The sequence below is a fragment of the Bacillus sp. OTU2372 genome (assembly GCF_038440275.1).
In the GTDB taxonomy this organism is placed as follows: domain Bacteria; phylum Bacillota; class Bacilli; order Bacillales; family Cytobacillaceae; genus Neobacillus; species Neobacillus bataviensis_B.
Window position 1 is genome coordinate 13,459 of sequence record NZ_JASATK010000016.1, and the last position, 21,340, is coordinate 34,798.

The 21,340-nt window shown below is 37.1% G+C and carries 17 protein-coding genes and 2 pseudogenes; 5 read left to right on the forward strand and 14 right to left on the reverse strand.

What is annotated here, in order from left to right; genetic code table 11:
- Window positions 1-705: 705 nt before the first annotated feature.
- Window positions 706-846: a hypothetical protein gene (locus tag AAHB15_RS20795; protein WP_335572672.1), complete on the reverse strand. Its 141-nt coding sequence runs from the start codon at window positions 844-846 to the stop codon at window positions 706-708.
- Between the two features lie 1,089 nt (window positions 847-1,935).
- Here AAHB15_RS20795 and AAHB15_RS20800 point away from each other — a divergent pair.
- Complete coding sequence (locus AAHB15_RS20800) at window positions 1,936-2,517, forward strand: cell wall hydrolase (RefSeq protein WP_342043226.1); 582 nt, start codon at window positions 1,936-1,938, stop codon at window positions 2,515-2,517.
- A gap of 315 nt (window positions 2,518-2,832) precedes the next feature.
- Here AAHB15_RS20800 and AAHB15_RS20805 read toward each other — a convergent pair whose 3' ends face one another.
- From AAHB15_RS20805 to AAHB15_RS20830, 5 genes and pseudogenes are all read right to left on the reverse strand, one after another.
- Window positions 2,833-3,174, reverse strand: a complete 342-nt coding sequence (locus tag AAHB15_RS20805; protein WP_342043227.1) for a glycosylhydrolase-like jelly roll fold domain-containing protein — start codon at window positions 3,172-3,174, stop codon at window positions 2,833-2,835.
- Window positions 3,162-3,776: a hypothetical protein gene (locus AAHB15_RS20810; RefSeq protein ID WP_342043228.1), complete on the reverse strand. Its 615-nt coding sequence runs from the start codon at window positions 3,774-3,776 to the stop codon at window positions 3,162-3,164. Before AAHB15_RS20810 ends, AAHB15_RS20805 begins: the two co-directional genes overlap by 13 nt.
- Window positions 3,777-4,024: 248 nt before the next feature.
- Window positions 4,025-4,186 (reverse strand): annotated as a pseudogene (locus AAHB15_RS20815) (NAD-dependent malic enzyme); the annotation flags it as partial.
- A gap of 306 nt (window positions 4,187-4,492) precedes the next feature.
- Window positions 4,493-6,268 carry a DNA/RNA non-specific endonuclease gene (locus AAHB15_RS20825; RefSeq protein ID WP_342043229.1) on the reverse strand — a complete coding sequence of 592 codons (1,776 nt, stop codon included), beginning with the start codon at window positions 6,266-6,268 and terminating at the stop codon, window positions 4,493-4,495.
- A gap of 626 nt (window positions 6,269-6,894) precedes the next feature.
- A complete protein-coding gene (locus AAHB15_RS20830) occupies window positions 6,895-7,068 on the reverse strand; it encodes a hypothetical protein (protein ID WP_186446529.1) in 174 nt (57 codons plus the stop codon).
- A gap of 1,230 nt (window positions 7,069-8,298) precedes the next feature.
- Between AAHB15_RS20830 and AAHB15_RS20835 the strand changes: the two genes are divergently transcribed.
- Both AAHB15_RS20835 and AAHB15_RS20840 read left to right on the forward strand, forming a co-directional pair.
- A complete protein-coding gene (locus AAHB15_RS20835) occupies window positions 8,299-9,480 on the forward strand; it encodes a cytochrome P450 (protein WP_342043230.1) in 1,182 nt (393 codons plus the stop codon).
- A gap of 139 nt (window positions 9,481-9,619) precedes the next feature.
- Window positions 9,620-9,829 (forward strand): hypothetical protein, encoded by a 210-nt coding sequence (locus AAHB15_RS20840; RefSeq protein WP_335574784.1) that lies wholly within the window; start codon window positions 9,620-9,622, stop codon window positions 9,827-9,829.
- 19 nt (window positions 9,830-9,848) lie between these two features.
- Here AAHB15_RS20840 and AAHB15_RS30265 read toward each other — a convergent pair whose 3' ends face one another.
- A complete protein-coding gene (locus AAHB15_RS30265; protein ID WP_420491213.1) occupies window positions 9,849-10,028 on the reverse strand; it encodes an IS1096 element passenger TnpR family protein in 180 nt (59 codons plus the stop codon).
- A 175-nt stretch (window positions 10,029-10,203) separates the two neighbouring features.
- Window positions 10,204-11,595, reverse strand: coding sequence for a purine-cytosine permease family protein (locus AAHB15_RS20845; RefSeq protein ID WP_342043231.1), 1,392 nt, complete (start codon window positions 11,593-11,595; stop codon window positions 10,204-10,206).
- Window positions 11,596-12,601: 1,006 nt separating this feature from the next.
- On the opposite strand from AAHB15_RS20845, the gene AAHB15_RS20850 reads away from it, so the two are divergent.
- Window positions 12,602-14,155, forward strand: coding sequence for an ABC-F family ATP-binding cassette domain-containing protein (locus AAHB15_RS20850; RefSeq protein ID WP_335574782.1), 1,554 nt, complete (start codon window positions 12,602-12,604; stop codon window positions 14,153-14,155).
- Window positions 14,156-14,415: 260 nt separating this feature from the next.
- On the opposite strand, the gene AAHB15_RS20855 is transcribed toward AAHB15_RS20850, so the two are convergent.
- The 4 genes from AAHB15_RS20855 to AAHB15_RS20870 all read right to left on the reverse strand — a co-directional run bounded on the left by AAHB15_RS20855 (window position 14,416) and on the right by AAHB15_RS20870 (window position 19,871).
- Window positions 14,416-14,568, reverse strand: a complete 153-nt coding sequence (locus AAHB15_RS20855; RefSeq protein ID WP_186446527.1) for a hypothetical protein — start codon at window positions 14,566-14,568, stop codon at window positions 14,416-14,418.
- Between the two features lie 93 nt (window positions 14,569-14,661).
- Window positions 14,662-17,850 carry a carbamoyl-phosphate synthase large subunit gene (carB, locus tag AAHB15_RS20860; protein ID WP_342043232.1) on the reverse strand — a complete coding sequence of 1,063 codons (3,189 nt, stop codon included), beginning with the start codon at window positions 17,848-17,850 and terminating at the stop codon, window positions 14,662-14,664.
- Window positions 17,828-18,934, reverse strand: a complete 1,107-nt coding sequence (locus tag AAHB15_RS20865; RefSeq protein ID WP_342043233.1) for a carbamoyl phosphate synthase small subunit — start codon at window positions 18,932-18,934, stop codon at window positions 17,828-17,830. Before AAHB15_RS20865 ends, carB begins: the two co-directional genes overlap by 23 nt.
- Window positions 18,935-19,559: 625 nt before the next feature.
- Window positions 19,560-19,871: a C40 family peptidase gene (locus AAHB15_RS20870; protein WP_342043276.1), complete on the reverse strand. Its 312-nt coding sequence runs from the start codon at window positions 19,869-19,871 to the stop codon at window positions 19,560-19,562.
- Between AAHB15_RS20870 and AAHB15_RS20875 the strand changes: the two are divergent.
- Window positions 19,837-19,953 (forward strand): annotated as a pseudogene (locus AAHB15_RS20875) (transposase); the annotation flags it as partial. The gene AAHB15_RS20870 and the pseudogene AAHB15_RS20875 overlap by 35 nt on opposite strands.
- Before the next feature lie 316 nt (window positions 19,954-20,269).
- On the opposite strand, the gene AAHB15_RS20880 reads toward AAHB15_RS20875, so the two are convergent.
- On the reverse strand, window positions 20,270-20,764 hold the full coding sequence (locus tag AAHB15_RS20880) for a carbonic anhydrase (RefSeq protein WP_342043234.1): 495 nt from the start codon (window positions 20,762-20,764) through the stop codon (window positions 20,270-20,272).
- Between the two features lie 98 nt (window positions 20,765-20,862).
- Window positions 20,863-21,228: a DUF2294 domain-containing protein gene (locus tag AAHB15_RS20885; protein ID WP_335574786.1), complete on the reverse strand. Its 366-nt coding sequence runs from the start codon at window positions 21,226-21,228 to the stop codon at window positions 20,863-20,865.
- Window positions 21,229-21,340: the final 112 nt, after the last annotated feature.

A 21,340-nucleotide genomic window follows, 5' to 3' on the forward strand; every position in this document is an offset into this window, starting at 1 on the left:
AATGTTCTGACGGACTAGAGCAGCAACCCTGTGACTAGGCCCTAAAGATGCTTTCCTCTATCTTTTTAACACTACAGGTGAACATTATTAATAATATAATTTATATTTAATAATAATGATGATATAGAAAACAATAATAAATAAATCATATATGTTAAAAAATAATATGCTACATATGTTTAAATATATAGTATATCACTTTAATTGGTGCTCACGAATTGTCTTCTTAATAAGATGAAATTTCTCGGATGGTGTAAATACCGTTTTTACTTCAGAGCCTGCCTTTCCAACTCTTTGAGCTTTTTAAAAATTTCTTTTGCAAGAAATAAAATAACCGAATACAAGACACTTTTTATTAGTGTCCAATATTCGAGTTATAGTTCAGTATACTGGAGCCTTCTTTTTACATATTAACGAGTAACCTCTGTTTTAAGTTTCTGGTAGCTTCTTCCTTCTGAGCTTTTCGTAGCTGAAACAACGCCATTTCTTTCGCTGATTCCTTCGTGCTGTCATAACAATTCCAAACTGCTCGTTTGCCGTCAGTCGCCATTTCTTTATAACTGTCATTGTCGTTATAAAAAACTGTTACTTTTACACGATCCTTTCATCGAAAAAACAACGATCATCGCCTCTCTTTCCTACGTAAACACGTATACGGGCTATTTCCTACGCTTAATTGAGACAATTTTACGAACTTAATGCGGTTTAATCTAAAACAACTACTCCTACCACATCCTCGAAGGAAATCCTCTCGAATTCGCCAGGCTTTAATTCAATCCTTAGCTGGTGCGTAATTGGATCAAGGTAATGAATGAATACGTCCATTAATTTCCAACGTAAAACCATCGTCCTAGACCGTTATCTTTACTGGAAGATGGTGCTCCATCGCATAACATATCCCGCTGGTCACACTCCTCGAATAAAAGAATGGGACCTATACAAATAAAGGGTTCCGTTTTGAGGTGCTTTCCTCAAATTTAAAGCCAAAATGACACTTAGTTTGACATAATGATTGGACAACAACATACTTTGTCTCACCATTCAAAAGACCGCTATTCAACGGTCTTTTGCTGTTTATTCCAAATTTACTCTAATTCCTATCGCTGCCATAATTCCAATCACTGAAATAAGGATGGTTTCTAGTAGATTCATATAATTCCCTCCTTTTCCTTTATGAATATCAATTATACCATTTATTGCTAGATTTTGTATCAGGCACCTTTTGTCTCAATCGTTATTCAATTAATTTTTCCTTAAACATAAATAACCTATATCCATTTACTGTAAAATTTGATACTTTACAGAAACATTTGTAATAAAAAGCGATATTTCCAAAGGCCGTCAACCTCATTTCCTACCACAATTATTGGTAATTTCCTGAAAAAATACAAATAATCACAGAATACATATCTTACAAATTGGAAGTCATAAATACTTATAAAATAGTGTTCAATAATAAATTCATAGTTTTAAATTTCCTAGAGCATTTCCCCCTGTAAATTCCTTCCTAAAATATTACAAAAATAGCATGGTAAGATGTAGTTACTTATGAAAGACAATTTCTTAATACAGGATGATATGAAAATAATGAAGAAAAAAGCAAACGGTGTTGGCTACGGTTCACTAGGAATTTATGGGCACAAGACTTTATTGGTAAATAAAAGCAAAAATTATTAGAGGTAATGCCCCTATTGAGACAAGTCTACAAGCATATCTCTTGAAAAATGTGGATATTATCTTGTGTCCACCCCATGCTTTTTTCTACAAAAAATTCAAACCTCGCAAAATCTCTTTTCTGAGCAGCCAACAGATTCATTGAAGTTAACTGGCCTTTTCACCCAGATTGAAAAGTTGTCTATTTCCTGTAATCAAACAGTAATATTAATCTATCATAGATTTTTTATATTCTACTAGAGAAGTTAAGGGGGAAAAACGATGAAAAAACTAATCTGCACAATGACATTAGGAGTATTATTGTTAATAGCTTCTCCTACTTTCGCTTATACCGTTAATAATGGAGATACAATGACGAAATATGCAAAGAAGAGTAATTTAACTTTACAAGAATTATCTAAGGTTAACCCGCAAATAAAAAATCTTAATGTAATTTATGTTGGCGAATATGCGAATACTATTAAACCTACAATGAAAATAGATTACTCAGATTATGAAAAAAATCTGCTCGCTAGATTGGTTAGGGCTGAGGCTGAAAGTGAACCATATGAAGGAAAGGTTGCTGTGGCCGAAGTGGTACTGAACAGAGTGGAAAGCCGAGAATTTCCTAACACCATAAAAGATGTAATTTACGCCCCTGGTCAGTTTCAACCAGTTAGTAATGGAGAAATCAATAAGCCGGCCAGTTCAGATTCTATTAAAGCAGTAAATGAAGCTTTAACAAAAAATAGAAATGTTGGAACAAAGTCGCTATACTTTTACAATCCGGAAATTTGTACAAGTCATTGGTTAGATGATAGACCCACTACATTCGTTATTGGTCATCACGTATTTAAAAAATAAATCGAAGAGGCTGACACAAAAGGTCGTTGATTAACGACTCTTTTGTGTCAGTTTTTTATTTTTGTTCTTTTTTATGTCCTAAATTGAAATTTAAAATACAAAGGAGGGAGAAAGCCTTTCTATTCTTTCGGTAGAATTATCTGTTTTTTGGAAGTTGATTCCCATTTCTTTATATTATGTACAACAAAATAAGATCCCAATCCGTGGTATTTTTGATAGGCCTCTTAACTCAAACCCCTTAAACTCCTGATTGTGTTTAATTTGACCAAAGAGATGGATATACTTCTTCATCAGGCAACAACATTACGAACGTAATTAATAACTAATCCTGATTGGGCCCAACAAGCCGCTAGGATCCTGCTGTGCCATTTGGGAAAGAGAATCTCTCAGTTTCTTCACAAGGGTGTTGGTTACTTCAATCTCTAGAGAATTTCTACCTGGAAGTACAAACTTACTAATCTCAAGTCGATACGGAGGACTTATACGGATACCAGCAGACTCTCCATTGACCCGAACCTCGACTGTCTCATAAACTTCGCCTAATTCCAGCCATACCTTTCTTACAGTTTCTTTCAAGTCGAACTTTGTTTCATATCTGATGGTCCCAGAAAAAGTGGATAATTCATCCAATCTACTCATATCTACTAAAGATTGCAACCTACCCATTCATGAAATAATGGATATTCTTTGGATGTTGCTATTGAAATCTTCCATGGGCCTTCTAATTTCATTTCATTTTTGGAATTACGAACAAATAAATTCTGCCGATTCGATACATGTATGCCTTCAACCCCTTCAACCTGTAAAACAATAATTGACTCATAGGGACTTAAAGACAACGACATCGTATTTCCTGTTTTATTTTCAATATCGTCTGGTTCCAAAATGTAATTAGTAAATGCATCATACATTTGTGTTTTTCCACTACCTTGTAAAGTTACTAGAGTTTGAATCGTCTCAAATGGATGCTCATTGAAAAACATATAAACATCTAAATCGTTATGCTTCACGTGAAAGTGACGTAGATATGGTTGATAACTGTCTAAGGATACATCAAAAAATCCACTATCTTTTAAAAATTGAGCCACTTTATTTAATGGAATTGAATAGTTTGATTTATTCTTGGCAAGTTTTTCAATGATGTCACTTACATCCACTCCTTCACTTGAACGAGTTGGTCTAAGTTTACACTCTTGAACGAACAAAAAAAGGAGTTCAAGACCTCCCCTTTTTTGTGCAATTTTTGTGTAGTGTTTCAAATCACAATAAACCGATAGGGTAATTCCCTGAATCGGCTACACTTAACTTGACAATAAAATTAAGGTCAAGTAGACTTACGGCCAGTTCTGGGCATATTGCTTACTATCATAAGAGATCCGAACTAGCAACTTTACTAGGAGAGGCGGGTACGCTAGCCTCGTTGGCAAGCCAGTTGTCATAGCCATCTGGTTTCCTGGCTGGGAAAGCATGCCCGTAGAGGCTCATTGTCAAGTTGCGGTGGTTACCCAGGAGCAGCAATGTCTTCTAAGTTCACCCCACCAAATGTCGGTTCTAGTAACTGCACTAACTCAACAATTTTATCTGCATCTGTTGTATTCACACAAATTGGAAATGCATCCACATTAGCGAATGATTTAAATAGTAATGCTTTTCCTTCCATTACTGGCATACATGGGTTACGTCACACCCATGCAACGGTTCTAATTGGCCAAAAACAGCCAGTTGCTGTGATTCCTAAACGACTAGGAAACCTCCCCAAATGATTAGGGATACATACATCCATAACTACAAAGCCTTGGGGAAGTTTTGGTGGAGGTTTTCAAAATGCCGCCTTCAATCCCGTATAATTCTAGGGTTTTTACAACCATTGAAGTATTACTCTCGTTACCTTCTAATGTCTAATTTATCTTCTAAAAAACTCCGGTAAAAGGAGGGAGTTAAATACTCCCTCTTTAAGTTTATCCTTAAACATTACCTAGAAAAGTATATCTTTAGAATTATCAATAACGCGACCTACTACAGTTGATTCAATACGTTCCATTGGGTCGTGATTTCTTAGGTTTCCAAAGTCGAGGCCAGTTAAGTTTTCAATAGTTGAAACTTTTACTTGGTATGTTTTAAATTCTCCATAGGCAAATTCCAAATTATCGATTAAATTTTTTTGAGTTTGCAAATAGGCAGTCGCAGATAGTTCCCCATTTTCCTGAACCATAACAGCAACTTTCCAAAATTCTGCAGGTATTTGAACGTTTCGATAGATTATATCGTCACCCCGAAATACTGGACCTGTAAACACTGTAACTTTCAGATTAAATTTATCAGCGTTTTCTAAAATATAATCTTCTAAATCCAACCATGTTTTCTGATTTAAATCTTTATGTTGTGGAGAAGAATTCGTATAGTGAAATGTGTCCTTATTTGCCTCATTTGCAGTATCCCCCCAAACAGGATCTCTTCGGCGTACGAGATGTCCTTTATCAATATCATTACTATCGTAAAGTTCTGGCCCGCACTGATATTCTTCTTCAATCCGTGGGTCAAAGGTCCATTTATTTTCACGACCTATGTTCACTAGCTTTTTCCCATCAATGTTAACTACAGTATAGTAGGCTAGACGCCTGGACTTACTCATAACTATTGAAAAATGTGTATAGTTTAAAACTGTGTCACCGTTCCTCTGTGTTACTATGTCTTGTTTAAGGTCAGAACGAAATTTTGGATGAGGAACTTCATAGTTGTTTCCAAGAAATTTAGTATCATAACCAGTCGAAAATTCATGCCATTCTTCAGTTTTTGTATCAATGCCTTCCCTATTATTAACAATGCCATCAATTAACGCTTTCTTTTCATCACTTAAATTTGCACGCTGCTCCATAGCAAAGTTTAGAATGCTACTAATTCTGATACCCTCATTGGTTATGTAATTAGTATTATCATTAGGATCTGGAACACCTGCATGATGTAGACCAACTACTATCCATTGATCGTTAAAAACGGGGGAACCAGAAGATCCTGGCTGCGTATCTGTTGAGTAATGAATATAATCATCAAATATATCAATAATTTTATTTTCTCTAAGGGCTACAGCTTTTGGGGCGCCTGATGGATGTTGAATAATGGATACATATTCACCAAGTAAAACCTTCCCTTTTTGAGGAAGTAATGGTAAGAATCCAAAATCACTGGATTTTGACCCATCTGCTGAGATATCTTCAATGGCTACTAAAGTAAAATCTAACTTCTGGTCCGTAATAAATAGAATATTGGGTTTAAATCGGAAGCTTTTAATCGGACGTTCCTTTTGATCAAGATCCATTTCATAGTTAAATTGTGCAACACTAAAAAGAGCAGAATCCTCGTTTTCTAATACGTGATTATTTGTTAGTAATAGATTGGAAGAAACAAGAAAACCAGTGCCGTGTCCAAGAATTCGACCAATTCTATCACGTACCTCAATTCTACAGACAGGCTTCGCTACTTTAAGCCCTGCTTCAAAATAAGAAATAGGAAATAAATCATTCTCCCCAAATATCCGTTCAAAAGCTAGTCCATCACGAGGGTTTATTATTTTCTTTCGAATAGAAATTCTCTCTGGTGTATCTATTTCCGATGGATTCTTACTATTTAGGTTATTAACCGTTCGTTCTCGCTCGTTTGAGCGTTCAATGTAACGTTTTAGTGCTTGTTGTTGCTGAATAGAAACAAGGTCTTGATTAAATCTTTGAAAATCATTAAACCGTATAATAGACATATTTTTCCCCCTAAAATATTAATAAAAATCCTTGCGAATATTCACTTTAATTAATATATTTCCTTATTTCCTATAAATGTGGTAATTAAGATGAATTGCTATATATTTAGAAAGAAATACCTATTTAAAATTTACGTGTTAGATATTTTAATGACTAAAATTCTAAAGTCATGAAATATTCCCTTACTTAATACATGTTAACTACTTTTTTATACTTTATTTGAATTCAAGTGAATGCTAGTTTATTGTAATTAGATTAGTATCCTCTTGATGATGATGTGTTTTCCTACCCATGCTCCTTTCAAAGAGATTTCTTCAATGTTGCCCTTTAACGTTAACCTGCTTACTGCATTAGTAACGGCGGTTCGCTTTGGGCTCTGTTTCACGTTTTCATGCCGTTTTAACTCTCAAACCCTACCATCAACGGTTTAGGCTGCTGCTCCTGATCCTTCCCCTTCCAATAATCCCTCTACATCTTTTTTTGCTCCGGCATTACAAAAGTGAACTGTCACTTCTTAACGCCTCGAACGTGATTAGCCATTGCGGTCATCTCCCCTTTTCTTTATACTCTTATTATACACAAACAAATGTTCTGTATAAATAAAAAAGAAAAACGCTTCTCTTCCTTAGAGCGCGTTACTTTCTAAATACTTAACATTATCAAAAGGAACTAAAACCGTATGTCCAAAGCTATTTATTCCTACAAAATAAGTAACATGTAAAGAAATAAGTTTAAATTCTACCGCTGTCCCGTCAATAAAATGAGCCGTTACATTAGAACCTGGATTAAAATCGGACATACATATTCACCTCGCTTTTTTTATCATATTCCTTATACTTGAATATTGTTAATAAAAAAATTCCACCGGTTAGGATGACTCAAAAATTACCGCTTAATCTTGCTCGTTATTTTCAATTTGCCCGTTATCTGATTCATTGCGGTATACTTTTCGTGCAGATTAATGGGCGATTCTTTCGATAAATATGTATATTGTAGTACAAGGGAAAGTCCTGATGGAAGAGCAATAATTGCAAGTGCTTATATATCTCCTCCTGATTCCAAGAACATAGTCTCAAAAGTATGGTGGAATAGATGCGGAGTTATATTCTTAGTTATACAGGCCTTCTATGCGTAGCCATTCGTTGCAGTACTAGCGCTTTACTTATTCGACTCAAAGAATCGATTAAATAATTCATAAGCACATAATCGCGAAACTTGCATTCTGGCGCTGATTAGGCACGTTATGCATCCTCTTTAATTCAGCAGGAGTAAGTTCTACTATCTCCTATTCGGGCTCACTGAGGTTCTTAAATGCCATCCTTGGGTTGCTTCCGATTAAGCCTTCCTCTTGCAAACACTTAAACATAACGCGCAATGTCTTGAGCCGCGTATTAATCGTAGATGGCGATAATCCTACTATCATTGATTCGTTGGGCTTAGACTTATGATCCTCGAAATTCATCCATTATCACGCATATAAATGATGAAATTGCGATTGGTCTCCTTGGATATTTCCTAAATTGAGCGCTTTATGTTGTGCCAATCGAGAAATTCAATAAAATACCGGTATTTATCATCGTATTGGGTCAGGGTGCCTTGCGTTCTTCCCTCCGCACGTTTAATTCCTTTGAAAGTTTGAAATAAAGTATATAGATTATGCGCAGATTTACGAAAAATCCTAACAGTTTTCACTTTCTTTCCTGTCCACCTATCGGCAAAAATAAAGCCAATATTGACAGTCTAATATTCTACTATTATTGAATATTAATATGTTGTTTTAAATAAAAACGACAGAAGATCCCTATTATTTAGGATGCTGGAGATTGTAATGCCCCCCACAAGTCCACAGTTAACTCTAGAAAAATGGAGAAGAGTCCATAAATCGTTATGTAGAAGAGGGATTCCAGTATTAAATTCATCATAGTTATTAAGTAAATTACATAAACTGTATGGTTACATAGAACCATACAGTTTATGTAAAACGACTAATTATCTAGATAAATAGGTAATAATTTTGGAGGGAATCGAAATGGAGAAACAGATGAGCTATGGACTGATCGTGCGGCCAAGAGGGATGGATGAAACAAACTCACCTTATGATTGGTATAAAAAAATGCGAAAAAATGCTCCGATTGCTTTTGATCCAGAACGAAATTGCTGGGACGTGTTTTGTTATGACGATGTCCAAATGGTTTTACAAAATTACAAGCAATTCAGTTCAAATCGGAATAGTCCTTTTCCAACGTTAATAGATTTGGATCCTCCTACCCACCGAAGATATCGCAATCTTGTCAGTCAGGCATTTACACCAAAAGCGGTTCAAGAACTTGCACCAAGAATTACAGCGATAACACAAGAACTATTAACTTCACTAAAAGGAAAATGCGAGATTGATATTGTAGAAGATATCGCATACCCCCTTCCAGTAATCGTGATTGCGGAAATGCTAGGAGTACCAAGCGAAGATCGAGACATGTTTAAAGAATGGTCTGATATTGTTGTATCGGGAACACAAAACTTATCTCCTGAGGAAATGAATCAGTTACTGGCGTTGCGCGGGAAAGCAATGTTTGACCTACGATCATATTTCCACAAAATAGTGTCAGACCGGAGGATTGAGCCCAGAAACGATATTATATCCACTTTGATTACTGCTGAAGTCGATGGAGAGAAGTTATCTATAGATGAGTTGCTAAGTTTTTGCTTTCTTCTTCTTGTAGCTGGGAATGAAACCACCACCAATCTTATTACTAATACAATGCATAATCTGTTTGAGCATCCTAACATCCTAAACCAATTATATAGAGACAATACCCTTGTATCTGCCGCCATTGAAGAAGCCCTGCGCTATTCCTCTCCAGTTCACAGTATGAATCGCTTCGTCACAGAGGATATTAATTTTAAAGAGATGAATCTAAAAAAAGGGCAAGAGGTGATGGCCTGGATCGGCTCTGCCAATAGGGACGAAAACGTATTTGACAAACCAGATGAGTTTGATATCCTTCGCTCTCCAAATCATTATCTTTCTTTTGGAGCAGGTGTTCACTTTTGTCTGGGTTCACAGCTTGCAAAATTAGAAACGAAAATATGCATGACAGAAATGCTAAAGGCTCTGCCGAGTATGAGATTGGATACTACAAAAGAGATTCAAATGATCCCTAGTACGTTAGTGTACGGATATAAAGAGCTTCCTGTTATTGTAGGATCCTAAGTAAAAGTGAACGAGAAAAAACAACCAACCATTCAACAGCAGTTTAAGGTGGCGCTATATCTAAAAGTTTTATGATCTACTTTAAACATAATAAAAATAGTATTCAAGATATCTAATGAATTAGGAGGAAAGGGCTGCCTTGAAAACCAAACAGGTAGTTGACTTCTTTTGTCAAATCCCTTTAATCGGTGACTTTAGAAACCCCTGGTTAAAGAATGATTATACACAATTTATTGAATCCCCCGGTATTACATGGGGTGCTGGTGGGTTGGAGGAACAATTCAAGCATTACCCAGGGAACCGTTTCTCCTTTTTACAGATATGTACATTAAAAATTAATTTTCGCTAATTTGCGATTAATCTCTGTTTTATAAAAAATAATTCGGGTCAAACTTTCTACCGCTGGTGTCTTTTTCTGCCCATGAAAGCATTTCGTCATATTCTTCATGGTTCGGGTTACTGATAATATTTATGAACTCTTCATAACCACCTACACCGCCAACATCTTCAGGGGAACGATGAGGTTCAAACTTAAGACTTCTACCGATAGATGTAAATCTTGTTTAGGACTCGATATTCTAGAAAATCAGCATCTCCTTACTTTACATAAAAAAGCTGGCTCTATAAGGTTCGGACGGACCAAATTAGAGCCAGCTTTTTTATTTTTTCAACAATGGTACTAGCAAGATACCTATAATTTTCTTTTCACAGTTCTAAAATAACTTACGATGCAATATAATTTATATCGTCAGCTTTATACATGCTATAATATTTTCCTTTTGTTAACACAGCGAATACTACAGTGAGGATAGAAGCTAGAATCGCCGCGAAAAAGGCTGCCGTACTTTGTAAGAACATCCCCATATAACCTAATGCAGCCACCGTACCTAAAACACTTGCCGTAACTAACGGAATGACTCCAACAGGATTCCATTTATACAAATTCTCCTGTCTGGCCTCATAATAACCAGGACCAATCTTTAATATCACTTTCACTACTAAAGAATCAGTAACCAAAATAGCTGCCCAAGTCAAAAGAAAAACCCCTTGGAATGTCATGGCAGTATCTAAATGATCCAGTATGCCGCCCAACATCATTGCCATGGATATTAACCCTGCCACAACAATCCAAAAACGTCTGCCTGGTTTAAATTTAAAAACATTCTCAAAAAAGTTAGAGAGTGAAAGTGAAGCACTATAGATATTGGTAATATTAATTCTGATTTGAGTCAATAAAGTAAATAGAACTCCACATAAACCAAGGAGTGATACAATATAAACACCTGGATTGGACTCTCCTAAACGAACACCAAACCATATTCCAAGGCCGCCCATCACTCCAAAACAGAAAATTTGTGGTACAAATCCAATCATGAATGATCCTATTTTAATATCCTTTGGTTTCAGGAACCGTGCATAATCTGATCCAAGAAGAGCTGTTAACCCCATTATACCGTGCTGCATACCGATGCAGAGAAGCAAAGCTGTTCCTCCTGTTTGAACACCATCTGGCAAATACGTCCAAAAGTTCCTGTCGTAAACCGAGGTTTTATTGAATGCTACTATGATGGTTGTTATTAAAAATACTCCGAATATAGGCAGTGACCATTTTTGTAATTTATCCAACTGTTTGATACCAAACCAATTTAAAGGTATAACGACTGAACCAAAGATAATGATTAAAAGCCATACTGGGATGTGTGGAAAAAATGCATGTATGGCAGCAACTAATATCATGCCTTCAAATGCACAATACATGATAAAGTTGGATGCGTAAATGAAAGAGGTTAATGATGCACCTATATATCCAAATCCTCCTCTGGATAATAAATTCACATTCATACCAGATTTAGCTGATAAATAAGCAATGATTGTTCCGAGTATTCCAGCCACAACGATGGCGTAAATGGCTGATATGATTGCGTTAACCGCCCCAAATTGAAGCGCCATTACACTTCCCATTTGAAAGTAAAAAATGGCTGTTGCGATTCCAAAGGTAATGTTTGTAATACTAAACCAGCCCATATTCCTTTTTTGTATTGGTACTTTATCGTACGAATAATCATCTTTTATCCCTTCTTTTTCTTTGAAATCTGTAGTTTGGACATTCCCCATTTTAACATTCCTTTCTTTGTGTATGTTTTCACATATTATGAATGCAGGACACTTAAGTCAGAAAAATAACTATGACTATATGAATTGGAACCAACTGGCCCGTGCTAAAGCCGAACCTGAAAATAGGATTTTTTTATGATACATAATTACTGCGGAGGAATCATTCGATCGTTTTAATCAGATCTAAGTAATGGTTTTTCAGAAGGATTAAACCGCCGATTAGGCAGCTAGATGTAAAGTGGAGGTTTTTAATATAAAAAACAGAACAGCCATGGTTTATTAGGAGATAAATTAAACTTTCCTTTTATACAATAAAAAAATGAGTACGAATTGGAGCATTTAGTGCCCGCCGAACCCATTCCCAATTCAACATTTAGTGTTTTCCAAAGCATTCAATGTGGTTTTTGCGAAGAGCTAAAATATTCTCCTAATTCAAAAAAATGCTAGCAGAATAAGAAAAATAAATAGCTTTTTAAAACCACCTTGTTAGTATGTTAATAGTTTAACACAATCAGTTTACATAATCAAGATTTCCAGGAACTTGGTTCCAGGCTTTCATAAGATCCCTAATCATATTCCATATTCAATACAGCTTTGTTAATCCGTTACAAGAAATATGAAAAGGCAACGCCCAATGGGTTAGTTGCCTTTTTTTAAAATGAGTTGCCAAATACACTCCACATGTGCGGAGTGTATTTGGCAACTCATGGGGTGCTCATGAGTTTACACTTGTTTTAAAAAAATTTTAGTTTAGAACTCAACCAATTCTTTCATTTTTTCTATATTTATTCCCACATGGGAATAACTCTTATCTTACCTACCTCCAGATTAGGTTGTATAATAGACTCTTACCCAATTGTTATACGTCCAAGTAAATATAATTCAATAATCTTATTTTATTAAGATGGGGCAGACTTCAATTTTCACAAAAATAACTTCAAGATAGAAAAAGCAGCCAAATTCTATTAAGATATTCACATATGATATTAGATAAGGGGTTAAAAAAATGAGCGTATTAAACGTACAAAATTTAAGTCACGGTTTCGGTGATCGTGCGATTTTTAATGATGTGTCTTTTCGACTTTTAAAAGGAGAACACGTTGGACTAGTTGGGGCAAATGGTGAGGGTAAGTCTACTTTCATGAATATTGTGACTGGAAAGTTGCAACCCGACGAGGGAAAAGTTGAGTGGTCACGAAAAGTTCGTGTTGGTTATTTAGATCAGCATGCTGTACTTCAAAAAGGTACTACAATGCGTGAAGCTTTGAGTTCTGCTTTTCAATATCTTTTTGATGCTGAATCAGAGATCAATGAACTTTACGCAAAAATGGGTGATGAAGGTGCTGATATCGATGCATTACTTGCAGAAGTTGGAGAGCTACAAGAAACTTTAGATAGTAATGATTTCTATCGAATTAATGCAAAAGTTGAGGAAGTTGCTCGTGGTTTAGGATTAGACGATGTTGGACTCGATCGAGATGTAGATGATCTTAGCGGCGGGCAGCGTACGAAAGTTTTGCTAGCTAAGCTTTTGCTAGAAAAGCCTGAAATCCTATTACTTGACGAGCCAACGAACTATTTGGATGAACAGCATATCGAATGGTTGAAGCGCTATTTACAGGAATATGAGAATGCATTTATCTTGATTTCACATGATATTCCATTCTTGAACAATGTTGTTAACTTAATCTATCATATGGAAAACCAAGAGTTGAATCGCTATGTTGGTGACTATGATAACTTCTTAAAAATATATGAAATGAAGAAGCAACAGCTAGAGTCCGCTTACAAGCGTCAACAACAAGAAATAGCTGATTTGAAAGATTTTGTTGCTCGTAACAAAGCAAGTGTTGCGACTCGTAATATGGCGATGTCTCGTCAAAAGAAGCTTGACAAAATGGAAATTATTGAATTGGGGAAAGAGAAGCCGAAACCAGAGTTTATTTTCAAGGAAGCTCGTGCAGCTAGTCGTTGGATTTTCACGACTGAAGATCTTGTTATTGGTTACAATGAACCACTTTCTCGCCCTCTGAATTTGAAAATGGAACGCGGACAAAAAATTGCATTCGTGGGTGCAAACGGTATTGGTAAGTCTACTCTTTTAAAAAGTATCCTTGGGTTGATTAATCCAATTTCGGGTAAAGTGGATCGTGGTGAGTATCAACACATCGGTTACTTCGAGCAGGAAGTGAAACAGTCCAACTACAATACTTGTATTGAAGAAATTTGGAGCGAGTTCCCAAGTATGAATCAGGCTGAAGTCCGTGCTGCTCTTGCAAAATGTGGATTAACGACGAAACATATTGAAAGTAAAGTCGAAGTCCTTTCTGGTGGCGAAAAAGCCAAAGTTCGATTGTGTAAAATTATCAACACAGAAACGAATATATTAATTCTAGACGAACCTACCAATCACTTGGATGTGGATGCAAAAGAAGAATTGAAGCGTGCTTTAAAGGCATATCGTGGAAGTATCTTAATGGTATCCCACGAACCTGATTTCTATCGTGAAATTGCGACCGATATTTGGAATTGTGAGGATTGGACTACGAAAGTGTTTTAAATAAAGATTAAGGGTACCCACTGAATTAAAATTCACTTGGGTACCCCTTTTTATTAACCATCTAGAATTTTTAATAAAGTTATAATTTTAGATTTCTTAAATAAGCCCATCCAAACTAAAGTTAGAATGAGTTTCTATCTATTTCAATTTTAATTTTGCAACAGCTTCCACATGTATGGAATGTCGATCACTACATTAGCCTACAAAATAAATCCGTTTTCTTTAGTCGGCCTTTATATTTATTTAAAAGATAGGATGTTCTATTCTTGATCTAATACTCCTGTTGTCTCTTGTGATGACATTTGTTTTTGCGCTTTGGCAACTGGGTTGTTTTCATGGTTGAATTCATTGACTTCACTTAATTTTTTGATGTCTTCCTGTTCTTTTTTCGTCACAGCTTGCGTATTATCCATATTTATCCCTCCCGCCAGTAACTTTTTAAATTCACCTATACATCTGATTTTCGTAGTATTTCAAAAGCTAGGATTTATGATCCGAATTATCACCTAGCGGGCACTGCCCATGGGCGTCGTTTGGAAACCAATGGTTTCAAGTACACGGAAGATAGCAACTGCTGTATCAAGAGAGGTTAAACATGGAATACCATTTTCAACTGCTTCTCGGCGAATCCTAAATCCGTCACGCTCAGGCTGTTTTCCTTTTGTTAGGGTATTGATGACAAGCTGGGCTCTGCCATTACGAATCACCTCTAACAGGTTCTCCTCTTCACTTCCGATTTTGTTGACAACTTTAACTGGAATTCCTACTTGTTTAAATGCAGCAGCTGTCCCTGCTGTTGCCAGGACATGGTACCCAATGTTGTAGAAACGTTTAGCCAGATTAGTTGCTTCCGCCTTATCCTTATCCGCAACGGTGAACAATACAGAACCGCGTGGCCTAATGGAAACACCAGATGCAATAAAGCCTTTATAAAGTGCTTTCTCCAATGTTGTGTCTTGCCCCATGACTTCCCCGGTTGATTTCATTTCCGGTCCAAGCGTGATATCTACTTTTCTTAGCTTCGCAAAAGAGAAAACAGGGACTTTCACATAAACATTTTCCTCTTCGGGATGAATGCCTGATTCAAGCCCAAGCTCAGGTAACGTTTTTCCCAACATGACTTTCGTAGCTAGATTGGCCATTGGTATACGTGTTATTTTGCTTAGGAATGGTACTGTACGGCTCGAGCGCGGATTCACTTCCAATACATACACTTTGCCTTTCGATAAAACGAACTGGATATTGAGTAACCCGACTATTTGTAAACCTTTCGCAATTCTTGTTGTATAGTCAATGATGGTCGCCTTTGTTTCTTCTGACAGGACTTGAGGTGGATAGACACCGATTGAGTCGCCTGAATGGACACCTGCACGCTCAATATGTTCCATGATTCCTGGAATGAATACATTCTCACCATCAGAGATTGCATCAACTTCCATTTCCTGGCCCGTTAAATAACGGTCAACCAGCACCGGCTGATCCTCGTGAACTTGGACCGCATTTTTCATGTAATGAAGTAATTCCTCTGTTTGATAGACAATTTCCATTGCCCTTCCGCCCAGTACATAAGAAGGCCGAATCAGGACAGGGAAGCCAATCGTCTCTGCGATTTTTACCGCTCCTTCCACTGACGTTGCTGTTTTCCCTAAAGGCTGTGGAATTTTCAGGGTGGCTAATGTTTTCTCGAACTTTTCACGGTCTTCTGCTGCCTCAAGACTCTCAAGCGATGTTCCTAAAATTTTCACACCGCGGCTTGCCAGTTCTGCGGCCAAGTTTATCCCTGTTTGCCCCCCGAATTGCACGACAACTCCAATTGGTTTTTCTAAATCGATGATGTGCATAACATCTTCAATGGTTAATGGTTCGAAATAAAGCTTGTCTGAAATACTAAAATCAGTTGAAACCGTTTCGGGGTTGTTATTAATAATAATCGCTTCGTAACCTGCTTCACGAATCGCCCAGACAGAGTGAACCGTTGCATAGTCAAACTCCACTCCCTGTCCAATACGAATCGGACCTGATCCCAGTACGATAACACTCTCCATTTTTGTTACAACGGATTCGTTTTCCTCCTCATACGTACCGTAAAAATAAGGTGTTTCCGATTCAAATTCGGCTGCACAGGTATCTACCATTTTATAGACAGGGATAATATTTTGCTCTTTGCGGTATTCATAAACTTCACGTTCGGTCATACCCCAAAGATTGGCAATCGTCTTATCTGAGAAACCGATTTTCTTTGCTTCGAGCAGCACTTCTCGGTTGCCTTTGTTGTCTGCTACAACCTTCTCAAACTTCACAATATTTTCAAACTTCACAAGGAAGAAAATATCGATTTTGCTCCACTCATGAATTTGTTCGACTGTTATTCCGCGTCGAAGGGACTCACCAATGTAGAATAGGCGCTCATCCCCGGCTGTACGAATACGTTTTTCAATCAATTCATCTTTAATTTGATCTGCATCCTTTAATTCCAGATGAAATATTTTCAACTCAAGTGAACGAACCGCTTTTAATAATGACTCTTCGAGCGTGCGCCCGATGGCCATTACTTCACCTGTCGCTTTCATTTGGGTACCAAGCTTACGGTTGGCCGACTCGAATTTATCAAAGGGCCAGCGCGGAATTTTTGTTACCACATAATCCAGAGCAGGTTCAAAGGATGCATAGGTTCTTTCCGTTACAGGATTCATCATTTCATCCAACGTTAGACCAACTGCAATCTTTGCTGAAAGCTTCGCAATGGGGTACCCTGTCGCTTTGGAAGCCAGCGCGGATGAACGGCTGACACGTGGGTTTACTTCAATCACATAGTATTGAAAGCTCGATGGGTCTAAAGCGAGCTGAACGTTACATCCACCCTCAATCTTTAAAGCACGGATAATCTTTAAAGAAGCATTGCGCAATAATTGATACTCGCGGTCGCTTAACGTTTGGCTCGGTGCGACAACAATGGAATCCCCTGTATGAACCCCGACGGGATCGATGTTTTCCATGTTGCAGACAACAATCGCGTTGTCGTTGCTGTCACGCATGACTTCGTACTCAATTTCTTTAAACCCGGCAATACTTTTCTCGAGCAAACATTGGGTAACTGGACTGTATTTTAAGCCGCTCGTGACAATTTCAATTAATTCCTCTTCATTATGGCAAATGCCGCCGCCCGTTCCTCCAAGTGTATAGGCGGGACGAACGATAACAGGATAGCCGATTTGTTCCACAAACGAATAGGCCTCTTCAAGCGAGCGAATAATTTCACTTTCCGGAACCGGTTCATTCAGTTCGTTCATTAAGGAACGGAACAAATCCCGGTCTTCCGCTTGCTCAATGGCGGTTAATTTTGTCCCTAAAATTTCAACACCCAGCTCATCTAAAATACCTGATTTGGCAAGTTCGACCGTAAGATTTAACCCTGTTTGTCCCCCCAGTGTCGGCAAGATGGCATCAGGACGTTCTTTATGAATGATGGAGCTCACGAATTCAACCGTTAACGGCTCAATGTATACTTTGTCTGCCATTTCCGTATCGGTCATAATGGTCGCGGGATTTGAGTTAACAAGAATAACTTTGTACCCTTCCTCTTTTAATGCGATACATGCCTGCGTGCCTGCATAATCAAACTCTGCCGCTTGTCCAATCACAATAGGTCCTGATCCAATTACTAAGATTGTTTCAATGTCTAAGCGCTTTGTCATCGTTCGTCCCCACCTTCTTACTTGTTTCCATCAAGTCAATGAAATGGTCAAATAAATAATTTGCATCCTCTGGCCCCGGGGATGCCTCTGGATGGTATTGGACAGTAAAAGCCGGATATTTGTTATGCTTTAACCCCTCAACTGTCCCATCATTTAAGGCAATATGGGTGACAGATAAATCCGTCCCTGCTAACGATTCCATACGGACCGTATACCCATGGTTTTGCGAGGTAATTTCGACACGGTTTGTTTCTAAATTCTTTACTGGATGGTTTGAGCCGCGGTGGCCAAACTTCAGTTTTTCTGTATCGGCTCCGCATGCGAGTGCAACCAATTGATGACCTAAGCAAATGCCGAACAATGGTATTTTCCCAAGCACACCTTTGATCATTTCAATTCCTTCTGTTATTTCCTTCGGATCCCCCGGCCCATTACCTAACATGATGCCATCAGGGTCTAAACTTAATATTTTTTCCGCTGTTGTATCATATGGAACCACTATGACATCACAGTTGCGCAGTGTTAACTCACGCAAAATACCGTGCTTCATTCCGAAGTCGACAAGCACGACTTTAAACCCGCGCCCTGGGCTTGGGTAGGATCGTTTTGTTGATACTTGCTTCACCTGATCCCTCTGCCATTCCGCTTTCTGTAACTCTGAAACTATTTCTTCAACATTAACATCCATGCTGCAGATTCTTCCTTTTAGAATCCCATGTTCGCGGATTTTTCTTGTAAGCTTCCTTGTATCAATTCCCGCTAGACCTGGAATATCTTTGTCTTTTAAAAATTGATCAATCGGATATTGGCTGCGGAAATTAGACGGTACTTCACAAAATTCTTTGACAATCAAGCCGTTAATGGTAGGTTCAATCGATTCAAAATCATCACGATTAATCCCATAGTTACCGATTAATGGATATGTAAGTGTAACAATTTGACTGCAATAAGAAGGGTCTGACAAAATTTCCTGATAGCCCGTCATCCCTGTGTTAAATACTACTTCACCTATCAATTCCCTTTCACTGCCAAATCCCTTTCCAACAAATACAGTACCGTCTTCTAAAATGAGTTGACGTTTCATACCAATAATTCCCTTTCTTTCATAAAGATTATCCTTCTACCAGCAATCCTTCATTAAAGCCTGCTGATCTTGTCAACCCTTCAAAACAAGGATGCATTTTTTAAAGGTTTTTTATTTCATTTAATATTTCGTAAAGTTAAAACAACTTCTTTCTCTAATATGTCTTTTACAGATCACTCCCTATAATCCCCTTATTTGGAATTAAGATGTATTAAGTAAAATACTCAATAATGTCCATATCATTAAACTAATCTTTTTAAATACTGCCTATTTCCAGCACAGCCAAAATAAAAAAAATAAAAGTGCCATAGGACACTTTTACTTTTTCAACATATCAAAATACACCTTTCCCATTCTGTCAACAGCCCCTATACGGCACATTTATCTTTTTCCTATATCCCCGATCAATTTTACAAATACCTCACATGTTTCATAATCCAATCCAGCCAATGTATGCATCTTATTTACTTTCCGGTTAAATCTCTGTCCAATCTGCTTGAAATTAGACGTATTAATCATTTATATCTCCCTTCGTCAGTTACATAGCCGATGGCATCTAAATATTCTTTTCTACTCATCATAATGTTTATCTCCTACAAATTAATATGATCGTTATAATATTTTTCTAATTGTTCTTGTAAGAGTGATATTGGTCAACAGAAGAATAAGAAATACCGCTATCATTTGCATTAATAAATTGCCCGTTTCCAACGTACATTCCAACATGGGATGGACCTGGCTTGTAGGTGGAGAAAAAAACTAAATCGCCTTGTTTTATTTGATCTTCTGGAATCGGTATCGTTTTGTTGTATTGAGCTTGAGCTGTACCACTCATATCAATCCCAACTTGTCTAAAAGCATATTCCATTAGCCCTGAACAGTCGAACCCTCCAGTAGCCGGTGTCCCGGCAACGATTATTTCTGAAATCGGTGAGATTAATAGGTTTAATCACCCTAAAAAACTAATAACATTTGCCGGAATTGACCCAAGTATCTTTGAATCAGGAAGGTTCCAAGCTGGATAGATTCAATATCAGAGGTCTTTTATTCTGAGGTACAAAAGGATGGAACACTATATATACTAATAAACAAAATGATATGCTACATTAAAAGCTGCCTTAGAAGGCAGCTTCATAGTGACTACAAAAGGCATTTGGGGAATGCTTTAATTCCCCAAATGCCTTTTGTATTTCAGATTTTCTGTACTACTATCACGGTGTAAGCTTGTTTTTTGAATGCCTCTTTAGATATTAAAATACAAACAAAAATGTCCAATTTTCTTTAAATTTGAGGAATTAAGACTCTGATTTCATTAATATATAGGTAAATAAATTCTTAGACAATTCCAGATAACTTTTCATTCTCCTGTTTAATAAATAGTTCCTTGACCTTTACATGTGACGGAATCAGTGGATGATGGCGAATGATATGGACTGTTTTTTGGACACCATCCATTAAAGTTTTTCCTCCCTGTAACCATTCACTTACCGTACCCTTAGGAAATTCCGGGTTTGTATTATTAAAAAGATAATCCAGCGTTTGAATTTTATCCTTTAATTCTTTGTTTTTATTAACCTTGATCAGTATATCCTCAGTGTTCTTTTGATAATGATCTGCGAATGCAACAACGATTTCTTCAACATTTTCCTGAAAGACCGCAATGATGATGTCCCTCATTAATTCGTCGAAGGGATGTGAAATGACCGGTTGATATCTTTGCAAGATAATCATATTTTCCGGATTGACATTGGTCTCTTCTTTAATAAAACGTTCTAATTTATGATCCATACCAATCACATATAGTACTTTTTTCTTGTCATCTCTAGACATCAAATTCACCTCATTAATCATTTGTATTGTACTCTAAATAAGATTCTGTTGCTTTCCTTTAGAAAAAGATGTTCAAGCCTTGAATATCTCCTTTTTTTCTAACATAATTTGCTTTGCAGATTGCTGGAAAGCATAAAGACCATTGCCCGTTCTCCACTTTGTGTACTAATATCGGTGTGAAAGCTAACTACTTCTTCCCCTGTTATCGTTAAGATAATTTCCTTTAATTCATCCAGACCGGATTCCACTAAACTGTTGCGATATTCTTTTACTGATAACAATCCTTCTTTATCCCGACATACTTCATATTCTGCAGGAGTTAAAATAGCGCCAAGAATCACAATCACCATATCCCGTAATATATCTGATTTAACTGATACCGAGCCTCGTCCTAGATAATTTTTCTCCCAATGTGTTAAAGCTTTGCTTATTTCAGCTTCAAGCATTCCTTTTGATTTTTCCATACCCATTCCTTTTCCTTTATTCAAAGTTACATTCATAGATGGCCAAACATTGGCTATAACATTCTAAAAACAATCTTTTTTATCGACGTAACACTTTCTTTCGGAAAGCTAT

Coding starts and splice junctions, on each gene's coding strand:
- AAHB15_RS20800 (WP_342043226.1), top strand. CDS start 1,936: ATGAAAAAACTAATCTGCACAATGACATTAGGAGTATTATTGTTAATA.
- AAHB15_RS20865 (WP_342043233.1), bottom strand. CDS start 18,934: ATGAAACGTCAACTCATTTTAGAAGACGGTACTGTATTTGTTGGAAAG.
- AAHB15_RS20880 (WP_342043234.1), bottom strand. CDS start 20,764: ATGTCTAGAGATGACAAGAAAAAAGTACTATATGTGATTGGTATGGAT.
- AAHB15_RS20855 (WP_186446527.1), bottom strand. CDS start 14,568: ATGGATAATACGCAAGCTGTGACGAAAAAAGAACAGGAAGACATCAAA.
- AAHB15_RS20825 (WP_342043229.1), bottom strand. CDS start 6,268: ATGTCTATTATACGGTTTAATGATTTTCAAAGATTTAATCAAGACCTT.
- carB (WP_342043232.1), bottom strand. CDS start 17,850: ATGACAAAGCGCTTAGACATTGAAACAATCTTAGTAATTGGATCAGGA.
- AAHB15_RS20845 (WP_342043231.1), bottom strand. CDS start 11,595: ATGGGGAATGTCCAAACTACAGATTTCAAAGAAAAAGAAGGGATAAAA.
- AAHB15_RS20850 (WP_335574782.1), top strand. CDS start 12,602: ATGAGCGTATTAAACGTACAAAATTTAAGTCACGGTTTCGGTGATCGT.
- AAHB15_RS20885 (WP_335574786.1), bottom strand. CDS start 21,228: ATGGAAAAATCAAAAGGAATGCTTGAAGCTGAAATAAGCAAAGCTTTA.
- AAHB15_RS20835 (WP_342043230.1), top strand. CDS start 8,299: ATGGAGAAACAGATGAGCTATGGACTGATCGTGCGGCCAAGAGGGATG.
- AAHB15_RS20830 (WP_186446529.1), bottom strand. CDS start 7,068: ATGTCCGATTTTAATCCAGGTTCTAATGTAACGGCTCATTTTATTGAC.
- AAHB15_RS20795 (WP_335572672.1), bottom strand. CDS start 846: ATGGTTTTACGTTGGAAATTAATGGACGTATTCATTCATTACCTTGAT.